23 protein-coding genes are annotated in these 19,537 nt (G+C 61.0%); 9 read left to right on the top strand and 14 right to left on the bottom strand.

Annotation, left to right across the window (positions count from 1 at the left end; all coding sequences use genetic code 11):
• Nucleotides 1-211: 211 nt before the first annotated feature.
• The 7 genes from UF78_RS01645 to UF78_RS01675 all read right to left on the bottom strand — a co-directional run bounded on the left by UF78_RS01645 (nucleotide 212) and on the right by UF78_RS01675 (nucleotide 5,715).
• The gene (locus tag UF78_RS01645) at nucleotides 212-565 is read right to left on the bottom strand and encodes a hypothetical protein (protein ID WP_045160293.1); all 354 of its coding nucleotides are present in this window, start codon (nucleotides 563-565) and stop codon (nucleotides 212-214) included.
• A gap of 327 nt (nucleotides 566-892) precedes the next feature.
• Nucleotides 893-1,336 carry a ketosteroid isomerase-related protein gene (locus tag UF78_RS01650; RefSeq protein WP_045160294.1) on the bottom strand — a complete coding sequence of 148 codons (444 nt, stop codon included), beginning with the start codon at nucleotides 1,334-1,336 and terminating at the stop codon, nucleotides 893-895.
• A 79-nt stretch (nucleotides 1,337-1,415) separates the two neighbouring features.
• A complete protein-coding gene (locus UF78_RS01655; protein WP_045160295.1) occupies nucleotides 1,416-2,813 on the bottom strand; it encodes an ATP-binding protein in 1,398 nt (465 codons plus the stop codon).
• A complete protein-coding gene (locus UF78_RS01660; protein WP_045160296.1) occupies nucleotides 2,810-3,487 on the bottom strand; it encodes a response regulator in 678 nt (225 codons plus the stop codon). Before UF78_RS01660 ends, UF78_RS01655 begins: the two co-directional genes overlap by 4 nt.
• Nucleotides 3,488-3,557: 70 nt before the next feature.
• Nucleotides 3,558-4,160, bottom strand: a complete 603-nt coding sequence (locus UF78_RS01665) for an outer membrane protein (protein ID WP_045160297.1) — start codon at nucleotides 4,158-4,160, stop codon at nucleotides 3,558-3,560.
• Between the two features lie 137 nt (nucleotides 4,161-4,297).
• Nucleotides 4,298-5,308, bottom strand: coding sequence for an SDR family oxidoreductase (locus tag UF78_RS01670; RefSeq protein WP_045160298.1), 1,011 nt, complete (start codon nucleotides 5,306-5,308; stop codon nucleotides 4,298-4,300).
• A 137-nt stretch (nucleotides 5,309-5,445) separates the two neighbouring features.
• The gene (locus UF78_RS01675) at nucleotides 5,446-5,715 is read right to left on the bottom strand and encodes a hypothetical protein (protein ID WP_045160299.1); all 270 of its coding nucleotides are present in this window, start codon (nucleotides 5,713-5,715) and stop codon (nucleotides 5,446-5,448) included.
• 287 nt (nucleotides 5,716-6,002) lie between these two features.
• Between UF78_RS01675 and UF78_RS22405 the strand changes: the two genes are divergently transcribed.
• Nucleotides 6,003-6,683, top strand: a complete 681-nt coding sequence (locus UF78_RS22405; protein ID WP_052679264.1) for an acyltransferase family protein — start codon at nucleotides 6,003-6,005, stop codon at nucleotides 6,681-6,683.
• Entirely contained in the window at nucleotides 6,676-7,146 is a 471-nt protein-coding gene (locus tag UF78_RS22410; protein WP_052679265.1) for an acyltransferase family protein, read from the top strand. Before UF78_RS22405 ends, UF78_RS22410 begins: the two co-directional genes overlap by 8 nt.
• Here the strand turns inward: UF78_RS22410 and csgH are convergent.
• The 5 genes from csgH to UF78_RS01705 all read right to left on the bottom strand — a co-directional run bounded on the left by csgH (nucleotide 7,132) and on the right by UF78_RS01705 (nucleotide 10,220).
• Nucleotides 7,132-7,569: a curli-like amyloid fiber formation chaperone CsgH gene (gene csgH / locus UF78_RS01685; protein ID WP_045160300.1), complete on the bottom strand. Its 438-nt coding sequence runs from the start codon at nucleotides 7,567-7,569 to the stop codon at nucleotides 7,132-7,134. The genes UF78_RS22410 and csgH overlap by 15 nt on opposite strands.
• A gap of 32 nt (nucleotides 7,570-7,601) precedes the next feature.
• Nucleotides 7,602-8,534 carry a hypothetical protein gene (locus tag UF78_RS01690; RefSeq protein WP_045160301.1) on the bottom strand — a complete coding sequence of 311 codons (933 nt, stop codon included), beginning with the start codon at nucleotides 8,532-8,534 and terminating at the stop codon, nucleotides 7,602-7,604.
• A 16-nt stretch (nucleotides 8,535-8,550) separates the two neighbouring features.
• Complete coding sequence (locus tag UF78_RS01695; RefSeq protein WP_045160303.1) at nucleotides 8,551-9,036, bottom strand: curli production assembly protein CsgB; 486 nt, start codon at nucleotides 9,034-9,036, stop codon at nucleotides 8,551-8,553.
• 117 nt (nucleotides 9,037-9,153) lie between these two features.
• Nucleotides 9,154-9,570 carry a curli production assembly/transport protein CsgE gene (locus tag UF78_RS01700; protein WP_045160304.1) on the bottom strand — a complete coding sequence of 139 codons (417 nt, stop codon included), beginning with the start codon at nucleotides 9,568-9,570 and terminating at the stop codon, nucleotides 9,154-9,156.
• A complete protein-coding gene (locus tag UF78_RS01705) occupies nucleotides 9,558-10,220 on the bottom strand; it encodes a helix-turn-helix transcriptional regulator (protein WP_196298626.1) in 663 nt (220 codons plus the stop codon). The genes UF78_RS01700 and UF78_RS01705 overlap by 13 nt, the downstream gene beginning before the upstream one ends.
• Nucleotides 10,221-10,421: 201 nt before the next feature.
• On the opposite strand from UF78_RS01705, the gene UF78_RS01710 reads away from it, so the two are divergent.
• From UF78_RS01710 to UF78_RS01720, 3 genes are all read left to right on the top strand, one after another.
• A complete protein-coding gene (locus UF78_RS01710) occupies nucleotides 10,422-12,122 on the top strand; it encodes an OPT/YSL family transporter (RefSeq protein ID WP_045160305.1) in 1,701 nt (566 codons plus the stop codon).
• 203 nt (nucleotides 12,123-12,325) lie between these two features.
• Nucleotides 12,326-12,640 (top strand): hypothetical protein, encoded by a 315-nt coding sequence (locus tag UF78_RS01715; protein WP_155397584.1) that lies wholly within the window; start codon nucleotides 12,326-12,328, stop codon nucleotides 12,638-12,640.
• A 128-nt stretch (nucleotides 12,641-12,768) separates the two neighbouring features.
• Nucleotides 12,769-13,062, top strand: a complete 294-nt coding sequence (locus UF78_RS01720) for a hypothetical protein (RefSeq protein WP_045160307.1) — start codon at nucleotides 12,769-12,771, stop codon at nucleotides 13,060-13,062.
• A gap of 62 nt (nucleotides 13,063-13,124) precedes the next feature.
• On the opposite strand, the gene serA is transcribed toward UF78_RS01720, so the two are convergent.
• Nucleotides 13,125-14,354 carry a phosphoglycerate dehydrogenase gene (gene serA, locus UF78_RS01725; protein WP_045160351.1) on the bottom strand — a complete coding sequence of 410 codons (1,230 nt, stop codon included), beginning with the start codon at nucleotides 14,352-14,354 and terminating at the stop codon, nucleotides 13,125-13,127.
• Between the two features lie 198 nt (nucleotides 14,355-14,552).
• On the opposite strand from serA, the gene UF78_RS01730 reads away from it, so the two are divergent.
• From UF78_RS01730 to UF78_RS01745, 4 genes are all read left to right on the top strand, one after another.
• Nucleotides 14,553-15,959, top strand: coding sequence for an FAD-binding oxidoreductase (locus UF78_RS01730; protein WP_045160308.1), 1,407 nt, complete (start codon nucleotides 14,553-14,555; stop codon nucleotides 15,957-15,959).
• Between the two features lie 73 nt (nucleotides 15,960-16,032).
• Entirely contained in the window at nucleotides 16,033-16,698 is a 666-nt protein-coding gene (locus tag UF78_RS01735; RefSeq protein ID WP_045160309.1) for a fumarylacetoacetate hydrolase family protein, read from the top strand.
• A gap of 104 nt (nucleotides 16,699-16,802) precedes the next feature.
• Nucleotides 16,803-17,714 carry an SdiA-regulated domain-containing protein gene (locus tag UF78_RS01740; protein ID WP_045160310.1) on the top strand — a complete coding sequence of 304 codons (912 nt, stop codon included), beginning with the start codon at nucleotides 16,803-16,805 and terminating at the stop codon, nucleotides 17,712-17,714.
• A 103-nt stretch (nucleotides 17,715-17,817) separates the two neighbouring features.
• A complete protein-coding gene (locus UF78_RS01745) occupies nucleotides 17,818-18,726 on the top strand; it encodes an SdiA-regulated domain-containing protein (protein ID WP_045160311.1) in 909 nt (302 codons plus the stop codon).
• A gap of 15 nt (nucleotides 18,727-18,741) precedes the next feature.
• Here the strand turns inward: UF78_RS01745 and rpiA are convergent, their stop codons facing one another.
• Nucleotides 18,742-19,416 (bottom strand): ribose-5-phosphate isomerase RpiA, encoded by a 675-nt coding sequence (gene rpiA / locus UF78_RS01750; RefSeq protein ID WP_045160312.1) that lies wholly within the window; start codon nucleotides 19,414-19,416, stop codon nucleotides 18,742-18,744.
• Nucleotides 19,417-19,537: the final 121 nt, after the last annotated feature.

Consider the following 19,537-nt stretch of genomic DNA (forward strand, 5'->3'; position numbering starts at 1 on the left):
GGATGATGAGCATCCTTTTTTCATAATGTGACAAACTTGCTGAAGGCAACATTCGTTGTTAGGCCGATACTATGTTTCGCTGCCGCTACGTTAGTTGCATATTCCTATGGCTCTAGACTCTATAACCCTAAAGTAATTATGCGTTTCAAAATGTTAATAACGCATCCGCAATAAAAAAGGCGCCAACGGCGCCTTGAGTGAATCGTTTGTTTCATGTCCGTCCCAAGTGGGTTCGGTCACTGCCATCTTCTGCAAGCAGCTGACCCAGCGGCGTACGGTCGAAACCATCGTCCGCCAATCGATCGGCGTGTGGAGTCAGATCGAAACCGTCCTCGGCAAGCTGTTCGCCAAGTGGGGTAAGATCAAAGCCATCTTCTGCCAGTTGTTGCCTTAGCGGCGTGCGTTCGGAGCCGTTTTCCACCAACGTGCGATCGCTCTCAACATGCTGGCGCACGGTGTCGCTGTCATGAGCTTCACCCAGCAGGGGTTGCGGATGGCTCGGCGGAACAGCGAAGGCGGTGGAGGCGGCGCTCGCCAGAATCAAACTTGCAAGTAACGTTTTCATAAGTTGTCCTCGGTAGGAGCTAGGTACGGGCCTATGCTACGGGCGAGAACTACATGGGCAAACGCGAGCGTATCAATAGTGAACATCGACAGTCGTGATAAGTCGATTGATCTTTGTATATATCGATTCGGCTAATTATATAAATCGATCGAGGCGATAGTTAAACGAGTGGCCGAATTAACTGATAAATTGCGCTGTGTACGTTTCTTTTAATTAGGCGAGAGAGGTTTATAGCGGCTATGCATGCGAACCGGAAGCGGATCGCGAAACCGAGGCGAAGACTGCCACGAAGGGGATAAAGCGTCGGGTTGTGGTTGACCGTGTCAGTCAGGGCAGGGCTTTTTCAGCGTAGGTGCGTGTCGGCAGTCCGAGCTGAGAGCGGAAGCTTTCCATGTCGAACATGGTGCAGATGTCGCGAATCTGCCCGCTCGGTGTCAGGGTCCAGAACGCCATGGCCGAGATGCTCAAGACCTTGTCGCTGGGCGGATATCCCAGGGCTGGATTCTCGATGGTGCCGATCAGCGTGCTCCAGGTGACCACTTTGTCGTCCTCGGCGATGCAGTCCTCTATCACCACTTCGAGATCGGGCATGGCGGTGCGGATCTGCATGATCATCGCGGCGAACTCGGCGCTGCTCAGGGGATGGCCAACGAACGAGCTCTTGTAGAGAAAGTCCTTGCTGTGGAACTGCTCGGCGAGGGCCATGTGGCCGCGGTTCCAGGACAGCTCGATGTGTTTGCGAACCAGCTTTTTATTGTCGCTCAATGACATTTCGATCATCCGTTGCGCGGCGGTGGTTCTACTGTAGCAGCCACTGGCGACGGGCAGCCACCGCATGCGCTTCGGCAAATCAGTCGATAGGCAGACTAAGCCTGAACGCAGCGCCGCCCAGGCTGGAATCGTCGAGCCGGAGCTCACCGCCATAGCTGTCGAGAATGTCCTTGACCACCGCCAGGCCGATACCCTGACCGGGGTGCTGGGCATCCAGACGTTCGCCGCGACGCAGGATACGTGCGCGTTGATCGACCGGCACGCCTGGGCCGTCGTCTTCGATGCTCAGCCACAGCCGATCAGCGTCCTGCTTCAAGCTGACGCGCACCTGATACAGGCAGAGGCGGTAGGCGTTTTCGAGCAGATTGCCGAGCAGTTCCATCAATGCACCCTGCTCCAGCGGTAGGGTCGCATCCTGCGGCAGCTGCAGGTCGATCTGCACCCGCTTGTCCTGGTAGACCTTGTCCAGCGTGCCGCACAGCCGTACCAGCAGCGGATGCAGAGGGACTCGGTGACGCACCAGGCCGCTCTGGCCCAGGCTCGCACGTTGCAGCTGATAGCCGATCTGTTGGCTCATTCGCTCGATCTGCGCATGCATGACGCGGGCTTGCTCGCGATTGCCCGGCTGCGCGCTCATCACCTCGCCCACGCTCTGCAGCACGGTCAGCGGGGTTTTCAGGCTGTGCGCCAGATCGCCGAGCGAGTTGCGGTACTGCTCACGCTGGCGGCGCTCGCCGACGAGCAGTCTGTTCAGTGACCGGGTCAGACGCAGCAATTCTTTTGGATGCTGTTCGCTGAGTCTGTCCAGCCGGCCGGACTCGACCTGATCCAATTCGTGGCTCAGTCGCCTCAACGAACGGAAGCCCCAGGTCAGGCCCAGCCAGAGCAGCGTCAGCAACACCAGTAAGCCGCCGCCCAGCCACAGATAGAGCTGTTGGCGGAATTCCTCGAACAGGCTGCGGTATTCGCTGGTGGGCTGCATGGTGACGAAGCTGAACGCCTGGCGCGGCTCATCGGTCAATCGCAGCTCGACGTCGTAGACGAAGTACTCGAGGCCATCGGCGTCTCGTACCCGTTTGAACTCCGTGAGGTCGCCGCCCGGGCGCGGCTGGTAGTCGATGCTTTCGTCCTCGGCCGAGCGCGACTGCCAGAGCCGCTTGCCTTGCGGGTCGAAGATGTAACCGAGCAGCTTGGCGTTCGGCAGGTTGAATTCCTCGTCCGGCAGCCGATCGGGCATCACCAAACGTCCATTCTCCAGGTGCGATGCGGTAATCAGGGTATTGGCATCGGCAGCCAGACGCTCCTCGATGACGCGTTCGAAGGCGAGGCTAAATGCCGCTTGCAACACCGGAAGCAGGGCCAGCATGAACAGAATGGCCAAGCAGGTGGCGCCGAGCATGAGCCGCAGGCGCAGCGACAGGCTGCCTCGACGGGAGGTACGCGCCAACACCCGCCAGCGGCGCCAGCGCCGACTCACCGGCAGCGCTCGGTAAACAGATAACCCAGTCCGCGCACGGTATCGATCGGTTTCAGTCCGCCGTGGGCTTCCAGCTTGCGGCGCAAACGACCGACCAGCACTTCGATGACATTGGCATCGCGCTCGTTGTCGTCCGGGTAGAGCTGCTCCATCAGTCGCTCTTTCGCGACTACCTGCTGCTGGTGGCGCATCAGGTATTCAAGAATGCGGTACTCGAAGGCGGTCAGTGCCAGCGGCTCGTCGTTGACCAGCGCCTGCTTGCGGTTGAGGTCGAGCCTCAGCGGGCCAGCCTCGATGCTGGCCTGGGTAAAGCCGGACGAGCGGCGCAGCAGCGCGTTGAGCCGTGCCTCGAGCTCCTCGAACTGGAAGGGTTTGACCACGTAATCGTCGGCGCCGGCGGCGAGTCCTTCGACCTTGTCCTGCCAGTTGCCGCGCGCGGTGAGGATGAGGATGGGGAAGCGCTCGCCATTGCTGCGCAGCTGCCGGATCAGGTCTAACCCGCTGATATCAGGCAGCCCGAGATCAACTATCGCCAGATCATGGTTGTATTCGCGGGTCTGATACAGCGCCTCTTCGGCATTGGCCACCGCATCGACGATATGGCCGCTTTCGCTCAGGCGAGTCAGTAGGTGGTGGCGCAGCAGCGCCTCGTCTTCCACCACCAGCACTTTCATTGATTACTCCCGTCATGAAAACGGCCGGGACGATCCCGGCCGTGGCTCTTCTTGAGGCAAACCGTGCGGCTTAGAAGTGATAATTCACGCCGAGGTAGGCCTGCTTGCTGCTGTGCACATCGATCGACCCGACCTTGCCAACGCCACGCTCGGACACCTCGGTGCCGGCATTGCTGCGCAGGTAGCGGTAGCCGGCCTCGATTGACGCGTTACTACCGACCTGCTGCAGCACGCCGGCTTGCAAGCCGACCAGGTAACCGACGTCGCTGTCGCGGCGGTAACCGCTGGACTCGTTCTCAAGCTTGGTCACACCGGCACTGGCACCGCCGAACAGGCGGGTGGTATCGCCTACCGGCAGAAACAGGTCGTAGCTGCCGATCAGGTTCTGCTGGCGCAGCTTGAGCGAGCTGCCGTAGTCGTCGGAGACGTTTTCGTAGGTGGCATAGTAGCGCGCTTCGTCGGTCATCTGACCGGCACGGACACCCCAGGTGCCGCTGTTCTTGATGATGTCATCGAAGCGATCCGGGCCCATGTTCTGTTTCAAAGTGCTGGAACGGTCGACATTGACCGTGCTCTCGCCCCAGGTGAGACCGGCGAAGTTATCGGCGGCGTGGGCGCCAAGGGTGAACAGGCTCAGGCTGGTGGCGATGGCCAGGGTATGCAGTTTGTTCATGTGTCGCTCCTTTGCAGGCATGGATAAGTCACGTATCCATCCTGCTTGCGACCCCCTGAACCGCGCCTGAACCCTGGCTGAACCTGAGCTGAACGACCGAGAAAAACGGCGCAGCGGGCGCGGCGCCGTCCAATTGATCAGCGGCTGCGGCGCCCTAGCAAGGCGACCAATGCGGCGGCGCCTACCGCCACGGCCGCCGTGGTTGCCACCGGGTGTTGCGTGGCGCGGGTATAGAGGCTGCGCGTCAGCACTCTGCCGGGATAGTCTCCGCTGGCCTTGCCGTCACCCGCTCGACCGACGTCGCCGGCGTACAGCGCGCCGTCGCGGTGGCGGTCCGGGCGGTCGCTCTGAAGGGCGTCGTAAACGAAGGTGCGGTTGACCCAGTCGGCCAGTCGCGGCGCATTCTGGGCCAGCCTCGACAACAATTTGGCATTGCCGATATAGACGTCGCGTTGCGGGTGCTCGGCTGCATGCAGAATCGCCCGGGCAACCACCTCTGGCGCATAGACCGGCGGTGGAAAGACCGGGGCGCTGGGGAGGTAGTTCTTCGAGTGATCCATGAACATCGTATCCGTGGAGGAGGGCCGAACCAGGGTCACAGAGATCGGTGTGCCGGATTTCTGCAGCTCGACCCGCAACACGTCTGTCATGGCCTTGATCGCGTGCTTGCTGGCGCTATAACTGCTATGAAACGGCAGGGCATTGGCGGACTCGACACTGCCGATGTTGATCAGCGCACCGCCCTTGTCGCGCAGATGCTTCACCGCGATCGAGGAGCCGTAGTGGGTGCCCCAGAAGTTGGTCTGCATGACCTGCTGGTGATCGGCGTCGCTGACCTCGTCGAAGCGTCCCCAGACCGAGCTGCCGGCGTTGTTGATCCAGGTGTCGAAACCGCCAAAACGGGCAATGGTCTCGCTGGCGACGCGTTCGAGCTGCGCGCGATCACCCACATCGGCCATCACGTGCAACACGCGGTCGCTCGCATTGAGGTCGCGCTCGATATCCGCCAAGGTCATTTCGTTGCGTGCGACCAGCACGACGCGGGCACCTTGCTCGACGGCGAGGCGGGCGGTGGCCAAGCCGATCCCGCTCGAGGCTCCGGTAATGACGATGACTTGTTCGTGCACGGGTTTGAGAGCAATGCGCATCGGGATCTCCTCGGATAGCGGTGATGTGGGTTGGCTCGGTAGAAGCCATATCGCCGCTTCCGGTTCCGGGCAAGCGATGGATGGCAGCGGCAACCGTAACGATCGCCGTGCTAAGCGCTCGCTGTGCGAGCAGACGTTCAATCGAGGCGGATGGTGGTCCCTGCTGGCAGATGTTTGATCATTCGATTGCCTTCGAGCAGGCTGCCGATCTGATGGACGTTGCGGACCTTCGCCTCCGTCGGCAGTTGCAAGCTGATGCCGTCGATGGGCTCGATGGCATTAAGGCTGATAACGATCGCGGACTCGTCGCGTTCGACATCCAGGCTCAGCTGATCACGAGCAGCCCACCACTGGCCTGCCGAACCAAGCGAGGGGCTTGAGGCGCGGCATCCAGCGCAGCCAGACATCTATCGAGGGTTCGTAGCCATTGGCATAGCGGCGATAGCTTTGATCATTGCGGTCGCCATGGGCGCGCATGATGTAAGAACCGGTTATGGACCGTACGGGTAAACCGTGCCGGCGTCCAGCCTGAGCCTTTCGGAAAATCCGCAGCTCGCTATCGAAAACCCGGAACTCTTTTGATGGCCATTTGATCTCAGTCTGGCTCGGAAGTTTCCGGCGTTTATTTCGTTGGCTAGGAAGCCTGCACAAGCATAGTGCAGCGGTATGTCTCGACGTCGAGAAAGGTGAAGGAATGAAGCGCTTTGTCGCATTGGATAGCTTTCGTGGTGTTTGTGCCGTTGCGGTGGTGTTGTTCCATACCCAGATTCTGCTGAGCTTCTCCGAGCTCAGCTTCTTTCGGCACGCTGATTTATTCGTCGAGTTCTTCTTCGTGCTCAGTGGTTTCGTCATGTTCCATGCGTACGGTACCCGCGAGTTCGACCCACCGATGCTGAAACGCTTCGTCATCAGCCGGACATTCCGCCTGTATCCGCTGCATCTCCTGATGCTGGTCGTCTTCATTGGCTTGGAGTTCGGCAAGCTCTGGGCCGAGCACCATGGATTCTCGTTCAACGACCCGGCGTTCAGCGGCAAGACCGCCCCGAGCGAAATCCTGCCCAATGCCTTGCTGCTGCAAAGCTGGATCAGCAATTTCAATAGCCTCTCGTTCAATACCCCAGCGTGGAGCATCAGCATCGAATACTACCTGTACATGCTGCTGGGCTTGGTGCTGTTGTGCGCTCCACGTTACTGCGGGCAGATACTGGCGTTGGCCACGCTGGTGTCCTTCGCGGCCCTGTATGTCGAGCTGGATGTGATCAAGCCATTCATCTGGCGTGGCGCTTCGTGCTTCTTCGCCGGCGCCCTGACCTATCGGCTCTATCGACGTCTGGAGCCGGCGATCAGTCGTCTGGACGACCTTCAGCGTGCTTGAGTTGCTCTGCCTGCTGCTTGTATACCGCACGCTCACCCACGAGGCACCGCATCAGGGCATCATCGCCAGTTTGCTGTTCTGCCTGGTGGTGCTGGTATTTGCCCATGAGCGCGGCGCGGTGTCGCAATTGCTGCAGCGGCGTGGTTTCGCCCGCCTGGGAGAGTTGTCCTTTTCCATCTACCTGACCCACGCGGCGGTAATCTTTGCCTTCACCAGCGCCGCGGTGGTGTTGTCCAAACTCACCGGAGCAGACTACACGGTCATCCTGCATCAACCGGACAGCGACCAGATCATGCGATATATCAGTTCGGGTAGCCTGCTAATTGATGATTTGCTGACGCTGCTGGAGTTGGCGATGGTGCTGGCGGTATCGACCTTGACGTACCACTACGTCGAGTTGAAGGGCATCGAGGTCGGACGCCGTCTCACGCGCAACGAGTCGCTGCGGCTATCGCAGGCGTGAGTCGGTGTCGACGAACAATTCGTCAGGTGCCTGCGGTTGTTCGATCGGCGTCGGGGCCGGTTCAGGAGGTGCCGGGCCGGTCGGTTGAGTCGATGGGTAGGCCTGGTGCAGCGGTGGCTGTTCTTCGCCATCGACGGACCAGGTCAGCGTCGCCTCGATTCGACTATCGTCTGATAAACCGAGACGATTATTCAGTGGACATTGCGCCACGGGTCCGCTGACAAGCTCGCCTGATTGGCGGCTGCGGCTGGTACCGGCACGCCCGCTAGTACGCACTTCGAGATGGTAGGTGAGTGGGCGGGGTTCCGAGCTGCTGAAGCACAATCGCAACCGAAGCCGATCGTCGTCAGGGCTCAGCTCCAGATGCGCCTGGACCGGCGCGGCGGCTGTGAGCATCAAGGTCGCCAGGGTGAGCGTAAGCATGGATGGACGACCCGCGGTTCAGCCAATGCGGCTTATTGCTGAACGATGGTGGCTTGGTTGCCGCTGCCCGACTGCTGGATCACGGCGTGCATGCCCGCGGCGCTCTGAATGATTGCCGCCTCGTTCGCCGTCCCGATCTGGCTGACGCGGGCTTCGTTGTATTCGGCCAGTTGGCGGACATCGGCCAGGTTGCCGTCGCCGTTCTGTACGACGCTTGCCTGGTTGCCATCGAACCATTGCACCAGTTCGACGCTATTGCCATTCCCGGTCGTTGAACCCCTGAAATCATGGCCTCGCCCGCTTTGTTCGATGACCAGCAGGTTATCGTCGCCCGCCTGATTGAACATGACCTCGCCGAACAGCGTGTTCTGGCTGATCTGCGCACTGTTCCGATTGCCATTTTGGGCGAGTGTCAGGTGGCCAGCGTCGCCCTGGTCGATGGTAGCCCGGTTTTCGTCACCGACCTGGTAAACGGCCAGCTGGGTGCCGTGGTAGATGCCGTCTTGGGTAAATGTCACCGAATTGTCGTTACCGATCTGACGCGCTTCGGCCTGAGCGAATCCTTGTTGGACGCCGGATACGTAATTACCGTCGCCGATGCTGCTGATCTGCAGCTCGTTGGCATACCAGGTTTGCTCGACCTCGGCGCGGTTACCTGTGCCTTGCTGATACACGCTGGCACTGGCGAAGTGACTTTCAGGCCCCTGATAGATGGACGCATCGTTGTCGCTGCCGAGCTGCACGATAGCGGCTTGGTTCGACTCGCCGGCCTCGAGCTGGTAGATCGTGCCGGTATTGCTCGTGCCGTTCTGCCTGATCAGCGCTTCGTTGAGCGAACCGGTCTGATCGACGATGGCGGAGTTATCCGTGCCGGTCTGATCGATATGTGCGCTGTTGTCAGCATGGAGTTCGCTGGTAGCAGCCAGCAGGAGGGCGAGTGCAACGAGTGGCAGGCGGCTGCGCATGGAAATTCCCTTTGTTCTAGTGTTGGACGATCTGAATCTGCTGACCGCTTCCGTATTGAATGACGCTGCTGCTCAGGCCACTGCCCACTTGTTCGATGCTGGCGTTGTTGTTGGAACCGACTTGGGCGATTGCGGCTTGGTTGTCGCTGCCGATCTGGGTGATGCCGGCCAGGTTGCCCTGGCCGATCTGGAGGATGCTGGCGAGCTGGTTTTCGCCTTGCTGAAGAATGAAGGCCTGCTGATCGCTGCCCTGTTGGACAATGCTGGCCAGTTGGTGTCCGCCGATCTGCCTGAGATCGGCCAGATTGTCGTTGCCTTGCTGCAGTACTTGGGCGGCCTGGCCGGCGGGCAGCTGAAGCGTAAGTGCTGCCGGGTTTTCCAGGCTGAGCGAGCCCTCGGCGAGATCGCCATTGTCCAGCAGGTCGGCTGCATGAAGCGAGGCGTGGCCAGTAAGCAGCAGGGCGGCAAGCAAGCCGCGGCGAAACAAGGCTAAACGATCCATGCGGGCACCTCGAAAGATTGCTCGGATTCTTGACTGAACACGAAGCGGTGAACATCCATCGAACGGTTCAAAGCAGCCGTTGCGCGATGAGTGGGACGGATTAATCCTTCTGTCAGTTCAGAGTTCATCGCGATCCATGTCGAACGTGTCTTGGAGCAGATTCTGCAGTTTGCTGCGGTTGATCTCTTCCAACACGAGTTGTGCCGCCTGCTCGGCGATCGACTCGATCTCCGCAACGTTGGGCTGCAGGAATCGGCGATAAACGGTGCGCTGGCCGTACTCCACCCAGACCAGGCTGCCCCAACGCGCCGAGGGGCGTTCACGAATCACCAGGTCGTTTTCGAGCTCACTGGCGTCTTGCAGCTGGAAGCTCAGGTAACGGTGAAAGTCATGGCCGAAGCGGGTGATCGTGTTATCGATAATCAGGCCGCTCAGCTCCGCCTCGGCTTCCGCCTGTTCCTGCGGCTCCTCCTCCTGCGCCTGTAGCGGGCTGAGCAGCAGGCACAGGAGCAGGCCGAGCGTCAGGCGTGGCACGACTCGGACCAGTCCAGCCTGCCGCGCAGCAGGAAGGCCGCTTCGGCACGGTTGGAGGCGCCGATCTTGCGCAGCAGGTTGTGAATATGGCTCTTGATAGTGTGCGGACTCAGGCACAGCTGCTCGGCAATTTCCGCGTTGGATAGTCCCTTGCCGGCGAGGCTGAGAATCTCGCGCTCGCGTAGGGTCAGCGACGGTTTGCTACCGGCCAGCTGGCGCATGCGCCGCCATTGACCGAGCAGGCGCTCGGTCAGTACTCGTGGCAACCAGTCGCCACCATCGAGCAGTACCTGAATGCCATCGAGCAGATGTTCGCGGGTAGCATGGCTGTAGAACACACCGCGAATGCCGGGGTGCTTGTCCACCAGGTGCTCGGCCTGTTCGGGTGCGATATTCACCAGCGCTACGGGCGTCTGCTCATCGAGCCGATCGAGCAGCGCCGAGAGTTGCTCGGTCTGGCTATTGCCCGCGTCGACCAGATAGAGATCGGTGGTCTCTCTGGCGGTCTTTTCGAGCCCGGCCAGCGCCACGTCCAACTGAGCCTGTTCGCCAAGAAAATGTTTGAAAAAAAGCCCCAGCAGTTCGTTGCCGGTAAGCAGGGTGACGGTGGGCCGGTTACGTTCCTGGTGGGTGAGATCCGCTTCGTCCATGTTCAATCCTTGGTTTGGGTGCCGTTATACCGCGTAGAAAAGTTACTAAACGACCGACGTAAAATGATGAAGTTCAGCGTTTACGCTGCGATTGAGGGTCGATCTGCGCTGGCGCGAAGACAAACCGACGAGTGGTTGTTTAGGCGGTCGGGGGGACTGGATGGGCTAAGGTGAGTCAATCACCCATTCGATGGAGCCGGCATGAGCGAAACCCCACGCGAACTGACTCTCCGTGCATTGCTTACGGGCCTGCTGCTCGGCGCCCTGCTGACACCATCGAACGTCTATTCGGGACTCAAGATCGGCTGGTCTTTCAACATGTCGATCATCGCGTTGCTGATCGGCTTCGCCTTCTGGCAGAGCCTGGCGCGAGCCATGCGGCGACCGGCCTGGTCGCTGCAGGAGAGTAATATCAACCAGACCGCCGCTTCGTCCGCGGCCTCGATCATCTCCAGCGGGCTGGTGGCGCCGATACCCGCTTACACGATGATCACCGGTCAGCAACTGGACACGTTGCCGTTGATGGCCTGGGTGTTCTCGGTGAGCTTCCTTGGCATCTGGGTGGCCTGGTATCTACGGCCATCGCTGATCGTTGAAGGTGGTTTGCGGTTCCCCGAGGGGATGGCAACGTTGGCGACCATGCAGCAGATCTATAGCCACGGCGCCGAAGCGACGAGACGTCTGCTGGTGCTCAGTGTCGCCGCATTGCTGGCGGCGGTGAGCAAACTGGTCGACAGCCTGCTGTGGTCGTTGCCGCGCTGGGCACCGGGACCCCAGCTGGAGCGGTTGACGTTCAGCCTCGAGCCATCACTGCTGCTGCTGGGCTTCGGGGGGATCATCGGGCTGCGGGTCGGGTTATCGCTGTTGCTCGGCTCCGTATTGGCCTGGGGAATGCTCTCGCCCTGGTTGATCGCCGAAGGACTGGTGGCGATGCCGGCGAATGCCAGCGGCCCACAGTTCGCGTTGTTGATCGAATGGTTGCTCTGGCCGGGTGTGAGCCTGATGGTGTGCGCTACTTTGACATCGCTTGGCTTGCGCACGCTGCAAGCGCACCGGGAAGATTCGACACGGCGAGTGAAGCTGACTCGACCCGATAAAGTGCCACTGCTTGGCCTGGCATCAGCCGCGCTGTTGGTGGTAGCCATGCAAATCATGCTGTTCGATATCCATTTGCTGATGGCGGCATTGTCCATTCCGCTGGCCGTCCTGCTGGCCATGGTGGCGGCGCGGGTAGTGGGGAGCACAGGCATTCCTCCGATCGGCGCCATCGGTCAGTTGTCGCAACTGAGCTTTGGTGTGATCGCGCCCGGCCAGGTGGCAATCAATCTGATGAGTGCCAACACTGCTGGCGGTGCGGCAGGGCAGTGCACAGATCTGCTCAACGACTTCAAGGTAGGCCATGCCATCGGCGCGGCGCCGTCGCGCCAGGCCGTTGCGCAATGCTTGGGGATTCTGGTTGGCAGTCTGGTCGGGGTAACCGTCTACCAGCTGCTGATCCCTGATCCACAGGCGATGTTGATCACCACCGAATGGCCCGCGCCTGCGGTAGCTACCTGGAAGGCCGTGGCCGAAACCCTTACCGCCGGAATGGACTCGATCGGCACCGACATACGCTGGGCGATGGCGGTCGGCGCGCTGATCGGTTCCGTGCTCGGAGCACTGGAAGGGCTGTTGCCCATCTCAAGGCTGCGTTGGTTGCCGAGTTCCGCGGCGCTGGGGCTGGCCTTCATCATCCCCGCGTCGATTTCGCTGATGATGGCGTTCGGCTCGCTATTGGCTTGGCTGTTCGCCGCGCGTTGGGGCAGCCTCGCCGAACGATTCGTGATCGTGGCCGCAGCCGGGCTGGTTGCTGGAGAAAGCATGGCTGGCGTGGGCATTTCGTTGTGGCAACTGCTGCGCTGAAGCGAGCGTGGAGGGTTCTCCAAGGCGATATTGGGGGCGACGAGCGGTCGTGGCCGTAATTTGACGACGAACGGTAGGCGTGCCGAGGGCAGCTGACACGGCCGTTTGGACCGGTCGAGGCAGAAATTCCATGGCCTCCGATGCAACCCCTGCGGTAGCCGGATGCTCGAATAGCTGTAACCCATGGAATGAGGAGAGCGAACATGCAAATGTCAAAAATAGCTGCTTTAACTCTGGCGGGTCTGATGTCCACGGGTGTCTTCGCAGCGGGCACAGCTGACAACGACAGTGCCACCAGCAGCGAAACCATGCAGGAGTCGATGGATGGCAAAACCACCGACGACACCAACCGCTCGGGCATGACGACCGGTGCAGGTACTACCACCGAGTCCGGAGCCGAAGCAGGGCCCGGCACTGGCACCGGTACCAGCGTGGGCAACACCACGGGTACTGGAAACAGTGCAACCGGTACGGGAACTGGTTCCGGCACTGGCAGCTCTGGTGGCACGGGCAACTGATGCGGTGCAGCTAGATCAAAGCCCCGGCCACTGGTCGGGGCTTTTTCGCTTTCAGGCAGCGCTGATGACTGGCGACCTGTTCCACTGACGCGAGGCGCCCAAGCTGCCTTATTTTCAGGAGGTGAGCCATGGATCTGCGTCTTCCGATCTTGGTTGCGGGCCTGGTATTGGCATCTGCCGTGTTGGCAACCGGCACCGGCCCGACCCTGCCGGAAAAAAGCCGCGAGCATCCGCTGGACAATCGCGAGCCGCGACAGGATGTCATCGAGCGTCAGGACGACACCCCGAGCCAGCCACGCCCGCCGACTCTCGATGCGCCGCCCGCAATGCCACCGGTGGAGCCCATCGAGCGTCGGTCCCCCTCGGAACGGCCCGAACCCCGCGGCACTGGTGCCGGCACCAAATCCGCGCCAGCCAGCTGATAGCAGAACAGCTGGTAATAAAAAGGGAGGCCGAAGCCTCCCTTTTTCCGCTGGCGTTCCGCTTAGAACAAGACGCGGCTGCGGATGGTGCCGTTGACTTGCTGGAGCTTTTCCAGGGCCAGATCCGAATATTCCGCATCGACGTCGATCACCACGTAGCCGACGCGCTCGTTGGTCTGCAGGAACTGGCCGCAGATGTTGATGCCGTTGTCGGCGAACACCTTGTTGATTTCGCTCATCACGCCGGGGATGTTCTCGTGGATGTGCAGCAGGCGATGCTTGCCCGGGTGCGACGGCAGGGCCACCTCCGGGAAGTTGACCGAGGACACCGAGGTGCCGTTGTCGCTGTACTTGACCAGCTTTTCGGCGACTTCCAGGCCGATGTTGGCCTGTGCTTCGGCCGTTGAGCCGCCGATGTGCGGGGTCAGGATCACGCGATCCAGGCCACGCAGTGGGCTTTCGAACTCTTCTTCGTTGGACTTCGGCTCGACCGGGAACACGTCGATCGCGGCGCCGATGAGGTGTTCGTCCTTGATCGCTGCGGCCAGGTGATCCAGCTCGACCACAGTGCCGCGGGCGGCGTTGATCAGGATGCCGCCCTTTTTCATCGCGCGGATTTCCTTCTCACCGATCATCCACTGGGTAGACGGCAGTTCCGGCACGTGCAGGGAGACGATGTCGCACATGCCCAGCAGTTCGTACAGCGAGCCGATCTGCGTGGCGTTGCCCAGCGGCAGCTTGGTCACCACGTCATAGAAATAGACCTGCATGCCGAGGCTTTCGGCCAGTACCGACAGCTGGGTGCCGATGGAGCCGTAACCGATAATGCCCAGCTTTTTGCCGCGGATCTCGAAGGAGTTGGCGGCGGACTTGATCCAGCCCCCGCGGTGGCAGGAGGCACTCTTCTCCGGGATGCCGCGCAGCAGCAGAATAGCTTCGGCGAGCACCAGCTCGGCCACCGAACGGGTATTGGAATAGGGCGCGTTGAACACCGCGATACCGCGCTCGCGGGCGGCGTTGAGGTCGACCTGGTTGGTGCCGATGCAGAAACAGCCGACGGCGATCAGCTTCTTGGCGGCATCGAAGACTTCCTCGGTGAGCTGGGTGCGCGACCGGATGCCAATGAAATGGGCGTCGGCGATCTTCTCCTTCAGCTCCGCATCGGTCAGCGCGGTCTTGAGGTACTCGATGTTGGAGTAGCCGGCGGCCTTGAGGGTGTCGACAGCGTTCTGGTGAACGCCTTCGAGAAGAAGGAACTTGATCTTGCTCTTGTCGAGTGAGGTCTGGCTCATCTGCATTTAAACCTTAAGGCCGAAGGGTAGGACGAAGTGTCCAGCGAAGGCTGGCCGACCCGGTATCAGCGGTGTCGGGAGTCTGCCGAGGCACGTTTCAAAAGGGTGCGTATGCTAGCATACGGGCCCCTCGAAACACCCTATGTCCTGAGCTGAAGCGTACTCAGGATGACCATGAATCGAATGAGAGTTCCCAAGATGACCGATCCCGCCCTGATCGACGAGCTGAAGACCCTGGTCGAGCCCGGCAAGGTGCTGACCGATGCCGATTCGCTGAATACCTATGGCAAGGACTGGACCAAGCAATTCGCTCCGGCACCTTCGGCTATCGTGTTTCCGAAAACGGTCGAGCAGGTACAGGCTATCGTGCGTTGGGCCAACGAGCGCCAGGTCGCCCTGGTGCCCTCCGGCGGGCGTACCGGCCTCTCCGCCGCGGCGGTCGCCGCTAGTGGCGAGGTGGTGGTCTCCTTCGATTACATGAACCAGATCCTCGCCTTCGACGAGATGGACCGCACCGTCGTTTGTCAGCCGGGTGTGATCACCGCTCAGCTGCAGCAGTTCGCCGAAGACAAGGGCCTCTACTACCCGGTGGATTTCGCCTCGTCCGGCTCGAGCCAGATCGGCGGTAACATCGGCACCAATGCCGGCGGGATCAAGGTGATTCGCTACGGCATGACCCGCAATTGGGTGGCCGGGCTGAAGGTCGTCACCGGCAAGGGCGATCTGCTCGAGCTGAACAAGGACCTGATCAAGAACGCCACCGGCTACGACCTGCGTCAGCTGTTCATCGGCGCCGAAGGCACGCTGGGTTTCGTGGTCGAGGCGACCATGCGCCTGGAGCGTCAGCCGACCAACCTCACCGCCATGGTGCTGGGCACGCCTGACTTCGAATCGATCATGCCGGTGCTACATGCCTTCCAGGACAAGCTGGACCTGACCGCCTTCGAGTTCTTCTCCGACAAATGCCTGGACAAGATTCTCGGCCGTGGCGACATCCCGGCGCCGTTCGAGACGCGCACGCCGTTCTATGCGCTGCTGGAATTCGAAGCGACCACCGAGGAGCGTGCCGAACAGGCGCTGGCGACCTTCGAGCACTGTGTCAACGAAGGCTGGGTGGTTGATGGCGTGATGAGTCAGAGCGAGCAGCAACTGCAAAACCTGTGGAAGCTGCGCGAGTACATCTCCGAGACCATCTCGCACTGGACGCCCTACAAGAACGACGTCTCCGTGACCGTTTCAAAGGTGCCGGCCTTCCTTGCTGACATCGATGCCATCGTCACCCGCAACTATCCTGATTTCGAGGTGCTCTGGTACGGCCACATCGGCGACGGCAACCTGCACCTGAACATTCTCAAGCCCGAGGCGTTGGCCAAGGAAGAGTTCTTCGACAAGTGCGCAGCGGTCAACAAATGGGTGTTCGAGACAGTCGAGAAATACAACGGCTCGATCTCCGCTGAACACGGTGTCGGCATGACCAAGCGCGATTACCTTACCTACAGTCGCTCCGAGGCGGAGATCGGCTACATGAAGGCGATCAAGGCGGCATTCGACCCGAATGGCATCATGAACCCGGGCAAAATTTTCAGCCTGAAGCCTGAAGCCTGAAGCCTGAAGCCTGAAGCCTGAAGCCTGCGCTTGGCCATTCGCTTCCAGCTTGCTGCTCCCTGAGGAATCCGCAATGAACTACAAGCATCAATACACCGACGGCACACCGATTCATTACCCGCTGGGCAAGGTGGTCTGCATCGGCCGCAACTATGCCGAGCATGCCAAGGAATTGAACAATCCGGTGCCGACCGAGCCGCTTCTGTTCATCAAGGCCGGCAGCTGCACGGTGCCGCTGGAAGGCGGCTTCAGCGTTCCGAGCGATCGTGGTGCGGTGCATTACGAGGCGGAGATCGCGGTGCTGATCGGCAAGCCGCTGTCGCGAAAGCCGAACGAGGAAGAAGTACGCGATGCGATCTCCGGCTTCGCCCCGGCGCTGGACCTGACCTTGCGTGACGTGCAGGCCAAGCTGAAGGAAAAGGGTCATCCGTGGGAAATTGCCAAGAGCTTCGACGGCGCCTGTGTGTTGGCGCCCTTCGTGCCAGGCGATGCGGTAAGCGACCTGACTGATATCGGCATTCGCCTGACGATCAACGGTGAGGTGCGCCAGGACGGTAACAGCAGTCAGATGCTCAATGCCATTCTTCCGCTGCTGCAGCACATCGCCGGTCATTTCAACCTGCAGCCGGGCGACGTGGTGTTGACCGGCACGCCCGCTGGCGTAGGCCCGCTTGGTCAGGGTGACCAACTGACGCTGGAGCTGGTCGGGCTGTCGCGTTTCGAAAGCCGCGTGCTCTGAACCGTCTGGCCGGATGGGTGCAACACCCCTCCGGCTGCGTTTTGCCAGTATCGCCCGTCTGATCCCCGTGCTGTAATCCGTGCCTCGCTTCGGATCAGCCTTCCATGTCAGCCAAGCCTTCTCGTCGTCCACGTCTGCACTGGTTTCTCTATACCCTGCTTGCTTTCTGCGTCGCCGCCGCCGCGATAGCGGGTGCGCTGTTGCATTGGGACAATCAGCTGGAACTCTACTGGCAAGAGCAGTCGGTGAATGCCAAACAGCGCGCGGCCAGCATCTGGTTGCCAGACTACGAGCTGGTCCTGGAGACGACACTGGTGGGGCTGGACGACGACCAGACCTCGGGGCTGACCTGGAACCCTGCGACAGGCACTCTGTTTACCGTAACGGGGCGGAACCCGCAGCTGATCGAGTTCTCCCCCGGTGGCGTGGTGCTTCGGCGTGTTCGGTTAATCGGCTTCTCCGATCCCGAAGCGGTCGAGGCGCTGGACGATGGACGCATGGCCATCGTCGATGAGCGTCGGCGGCTGGTCGCGGTGTTCCGATTGCCCCTGGACGTAGAGAGCGTCAATCTCGCGGATATAGCCAGCTATGACCTGGGCTTCGAGGGCGCCGGCAACAAGGGCTTCGAGGGGCTGGCATGGAACCCGCGCACCCGGCGCCTGCTCCTATCCAAGGAGCGCGACCCACAGGGTCTGTTCGAGCTGTCGATACCGGATGACGGTGGGCTCGCCGGAGCCCTGAAGTCGCTGCCGGATCAGCCATTGTTGGTGCGCGACATCTCATCGGTGGCTGTCGATCCACGCACCGGGCATACGCTGATGCTGTCTGACGAGTCGCGACTGCTGGTCGAGCTCGATCTGCAGGGCCGGCCACGCAGCTTCATCAGTCTGTTCGGCGGGCTCAACGGGCTGGTGGACGGCATTGACCAAGCCGAGGGTGTAGCTATGGACGAACGCGGCGATATCTACGTCGTTGGCGAGCCGAATCGCTTCTACGTCTTCAGCCGCCGGCGGTGACACCGGCGCGCCGTGTGCTCATGGCGTTTCGCTTCGCCCGTTAAGTTTCGGGTAAGCGAGGCGGTGGATAATCGCGTTTCCCTTCCGGCTACTGAGTGGCTCCATGCGTCGTACTTCCAAGATACTGGCTGCGCTGGCCAGCCTCGCTCTGCTAGTAGTCATCGCGGCTGGCCTGCATTACCAGTCGTTCGAGCGTGCCTGGTTCAACCTTGCTCAGTGGTACCACGCCGATGCGCGCCAAGCGGCTTCACTGTGGCTCCCCGACTACCGGGCGGTCATCCAGGCCCGGCAGGTCGAGGGTATCGCTGACGACCTGTCGGCGCTGACCTTCGATCCCGACCGCGACAGCCTGATCGCCATCACCAACGGCACGCCACAGTTACTCGAACTCAGCCTTCAGGGGGAACTGTTGCGAGCCATTCCGCTGACGGGATTCGGCGATCCGGAGGCGATCGAATATATCTCCCGTGGCGTCTATGTAATCAGTGACGAGCGACTGCAGCGCCTGTTGCGCGTGGAGGTTGACGAGCGCACCGAGCGGATCGACGCGGCGGCCAGCCAGCAGTTTTCGCTCGCTATCGGGCAGAACGGCAACAAGGGCTTTGAGGGATTGGCTTATGACGTCGCCGGCAATCGGCTGTTCGTCGCCAAGGAGCGCGACCCGGTACGCATCTACGAGATCCAGGGCTTTCCCTATGCCGAAAATGGCCAGCCACTGGCCGTGCACGTCAGCGAGGATCCCGAGCGCGATGCCGGTTTGTTCGTACGTGACCTTTCCAGCCTGCAATACGACGAGCAGACCGGTCACCTGCTGGCGCTGTCGGACGAGTCGCGCTTGATCGTCGAGCTGGATACTCGCGGCGAACCCATCAGCACACTGTCGCTGAGGGCCGGCGAGCACGGGCTTGAAAAACACGTGCCGCAGGCCGAGGGCATTGCCATGGGGCCTGACGGCACCTTGTATCTGGTGAGCGAACCGAATCTGTTCTACGTGTTCCGCAAGGGCGATTAGCCGTGCTGCCCCTGCTTACTCTGCCTTCAGCGTCTGTACGCCATCCTTGGTGCCGAGTAGCAGAATATCGGCGGGGCGCGCCGCGAACAGGCCGTTGGTGACCACGCCGACGATGTTGTTGATCTGCGCTTCGAGATCCGGGGCGAAGCCGATCACCAGGTTATGCACGTCGAGGATGATGTTGCCGTTGTCGGTCACCACGCCTTCGCGATAGACCGGATCGCCGCCCAGCTTGACCAGCTCGCGAGCGACATGGCTGCGCGCCATGGGAATGACTTCCACCGGCAGTGGGAAGGCGCCGAGGCGATCGACCAGCTTGCTGCCATCGGCGATGCAGACGAAGGTCTTGGCCACTGCCGCGACGATCTTCTCCCGGGTCAGCGCCGCGCCACCACCCTTGATAAGCTCCAGATGGCTGTTGGTTTCGTCGGCCCCATCGACGTAGAACTCCAGCTCGGACACCGTGTTCAGGTCATACACCGGAATGCCGTGGCCTTTGAGGCGTTCGGCCGTGGCGTCGGAACTGGCCACCGCGCCGTCGAAGACGCCCTTGTGCTTGGCCAACTGGTCGATGAAGTAGTTGGCGGTGGAGCCGGTGCCGACGCCGACAATGCTGCGGTCATTGAGCTGCGGGACGATGAGGTCGACGGCGGCCTGGGCGACGGCCTGCTTGAGTTGGTCCTGGGTCATGGCGTAAGGGTCCGGGCGGAGAGGAATCGAGGTGCGAAATTATAGCGGGGCCGCGACGACGGGTCTTGTGCAGTGAGCTGTACCTGTATTTTGTGTCCTGATTGCCGGTGGTCGTCGGGTT

This window comes from Stutzerimonas stutzeri, from assembly GCF_000952685.1.
Taxonomy (GTDB): Bacteria; Pseudomonadota; Gammaproteobacteria; order Pseudomonadales; family Pseudomonadaceae; genus Stutzerimonas; species Stutzerimonas stutzeri_E.

What these genes read in the sequence shown, in the direction of transcription:
- UF78_RS01650 (WP_045160294.1), bottom strand. Translation starts at nt 1,336, where the DNA reads ATGTCATTGAGCGACAATAAAAAGCTGGTTCGCAAACACATCGAGCTG.
- UF78_RS01660 (WP_045160296.1), bottom strand. Translation starts at nt 3,487, where the DNA reads ATGAAAGTGCTGGTGGTGGAAGACGAGGCGCTGCTGCGCCACCACCTA.
- UF78_RS01695 (WP_045160303.1), bottom strand. Translation starts at nt 9,036, where the DNA reads ATGGATCGTTTAGCCTTGTTTCGCCGCGGCTTGCTTGCCGCCCTGCTG.
- UF78_RS22405 (WP_052679264.1), top strand. Translation starts at nt 6,003, where the DNA reads ATGAAGCGCTTTGTCGCATTGGATAGCTTTCGTGGTGTTTGTGCCGTT.
- UF78_RS01730 (WP_045160308.1), top strand. Translation starts at nt 14,553, where the DNA reads ATGACCGATCCCGCCCTGATCGACGAGCTGAAGACCCTGGTCGAGCCC.
- UF78_RS01665 (WP_045160297.1), bottom strand. Translation starts at nt 4,160, where the DNA reads ATGAACAAACTGCATACCCTGGCCATCGCCACCAGCCTGAGCCTGTTC.
- UF78_RS01710 (WP_045160305.1), top strand. Translation starts at nt 10,422, where the DNA reads ATGAGCGAAACCCCACGCGAACTGACTCTCCGTGCATTGCTTACGGGC.
- rpiA (WP_045160312.1), bottom strand. Translation starts at nt 19,416, where the DNA reads ATGACCCAGGACCAACTCAAGCAGGCCGTCGCCCAGGCCGCCGTCGAC.
- UF78_RS01670 (WP_045160298.1), bottom strand. Translation starts at nt 5,308, where the DNA reads ATGCGCATTGCTCTCAAACCCGTGCACGAACAAGTCATCGTCATTACC.
- UF78_RS01715 (WP_155397584.1), top strand. Translation starts at nt 12,326, where the DNA reads ATGCAAATGTCAAAAATAGCTGCTTTAACTCTGGCGGGTCTGATGTCC.
- UF78_RS01645 (WP_045160293.1), bottom strand. Translation starts at nt 565, where the DNA reads ATGAAAACGTTACTTGCAAGTTTGATTCTGGCGAGCGCCGCCTCCACC.
- UF78_RS01705 (WP_196298626.1), bottom strand. Translation starts at nt 10,220, where the DNA reads ATGGACGAAGCGGATCTCACCCACCAGGAACGTAACCGGCCCACCGTC.
- UF78_RS01675 (WP_045160299.1), bottom strand. Translation starts at nt 5,715, where the DNA reads ATGTCTGGCTGCGCTGGATGCCGCGCCTCAAGCCCCTCGCTTGGTTCG.
- UF78_RS01745 (WP_045160311.1), top strand. Translation starts at nt 17,818, where the DNA reads ATGCGTCGTACTTCCAAGATACTGGCTGCGCTGGCCAGCCTCGCTCTG.
- UF78_RS01740 (WP_045160310.1), top strand. Translation starts at nt 16,803, where the DNA reads ATGTCAGCCAAGCCTTCTCGTCGTCCACGTCTGCACTGGTTTCTCTAT.
- UF78_RS01720 (WP_045160307.1), top strand. Translation starts at nt 12,769, where the DNA reads ATGGATCTGCGTCTTCCGATCTTGGTTGCGGGCCTGGTATTGGCATCT.
- UF78_RS01690 (WP_045160301.1), bottom strand. Translation starts at nt 8,534, where the DNA reads ATGCGCAGCCGCCTGCCACTCGTTGCACTCGCCCTCCTGCTGGCTGCT.
- serA (WP_045160351.1), bottom strand. Translation starts at nt 14,354, where the DNA reads ATGAGCCAGACCTCACTCGACAAGAGCAAGATCAAGTTCCTTCTTCTC.
- UF78_RS01735 (WP_045160309.1), top strand. Translation starts at nt 16,033, where the DNA reads ATGAACTACAAGCATCAATACACCGACGGCACACCGATTCATTACCCG.
- csgH (WP_045160300.1), bottom strand. Translation starts at nt 7,569, where the DNA reads ATGCTTACGCTCACCCTGGCGACCTTGATGCTCACAGCCGCCGCGCCG.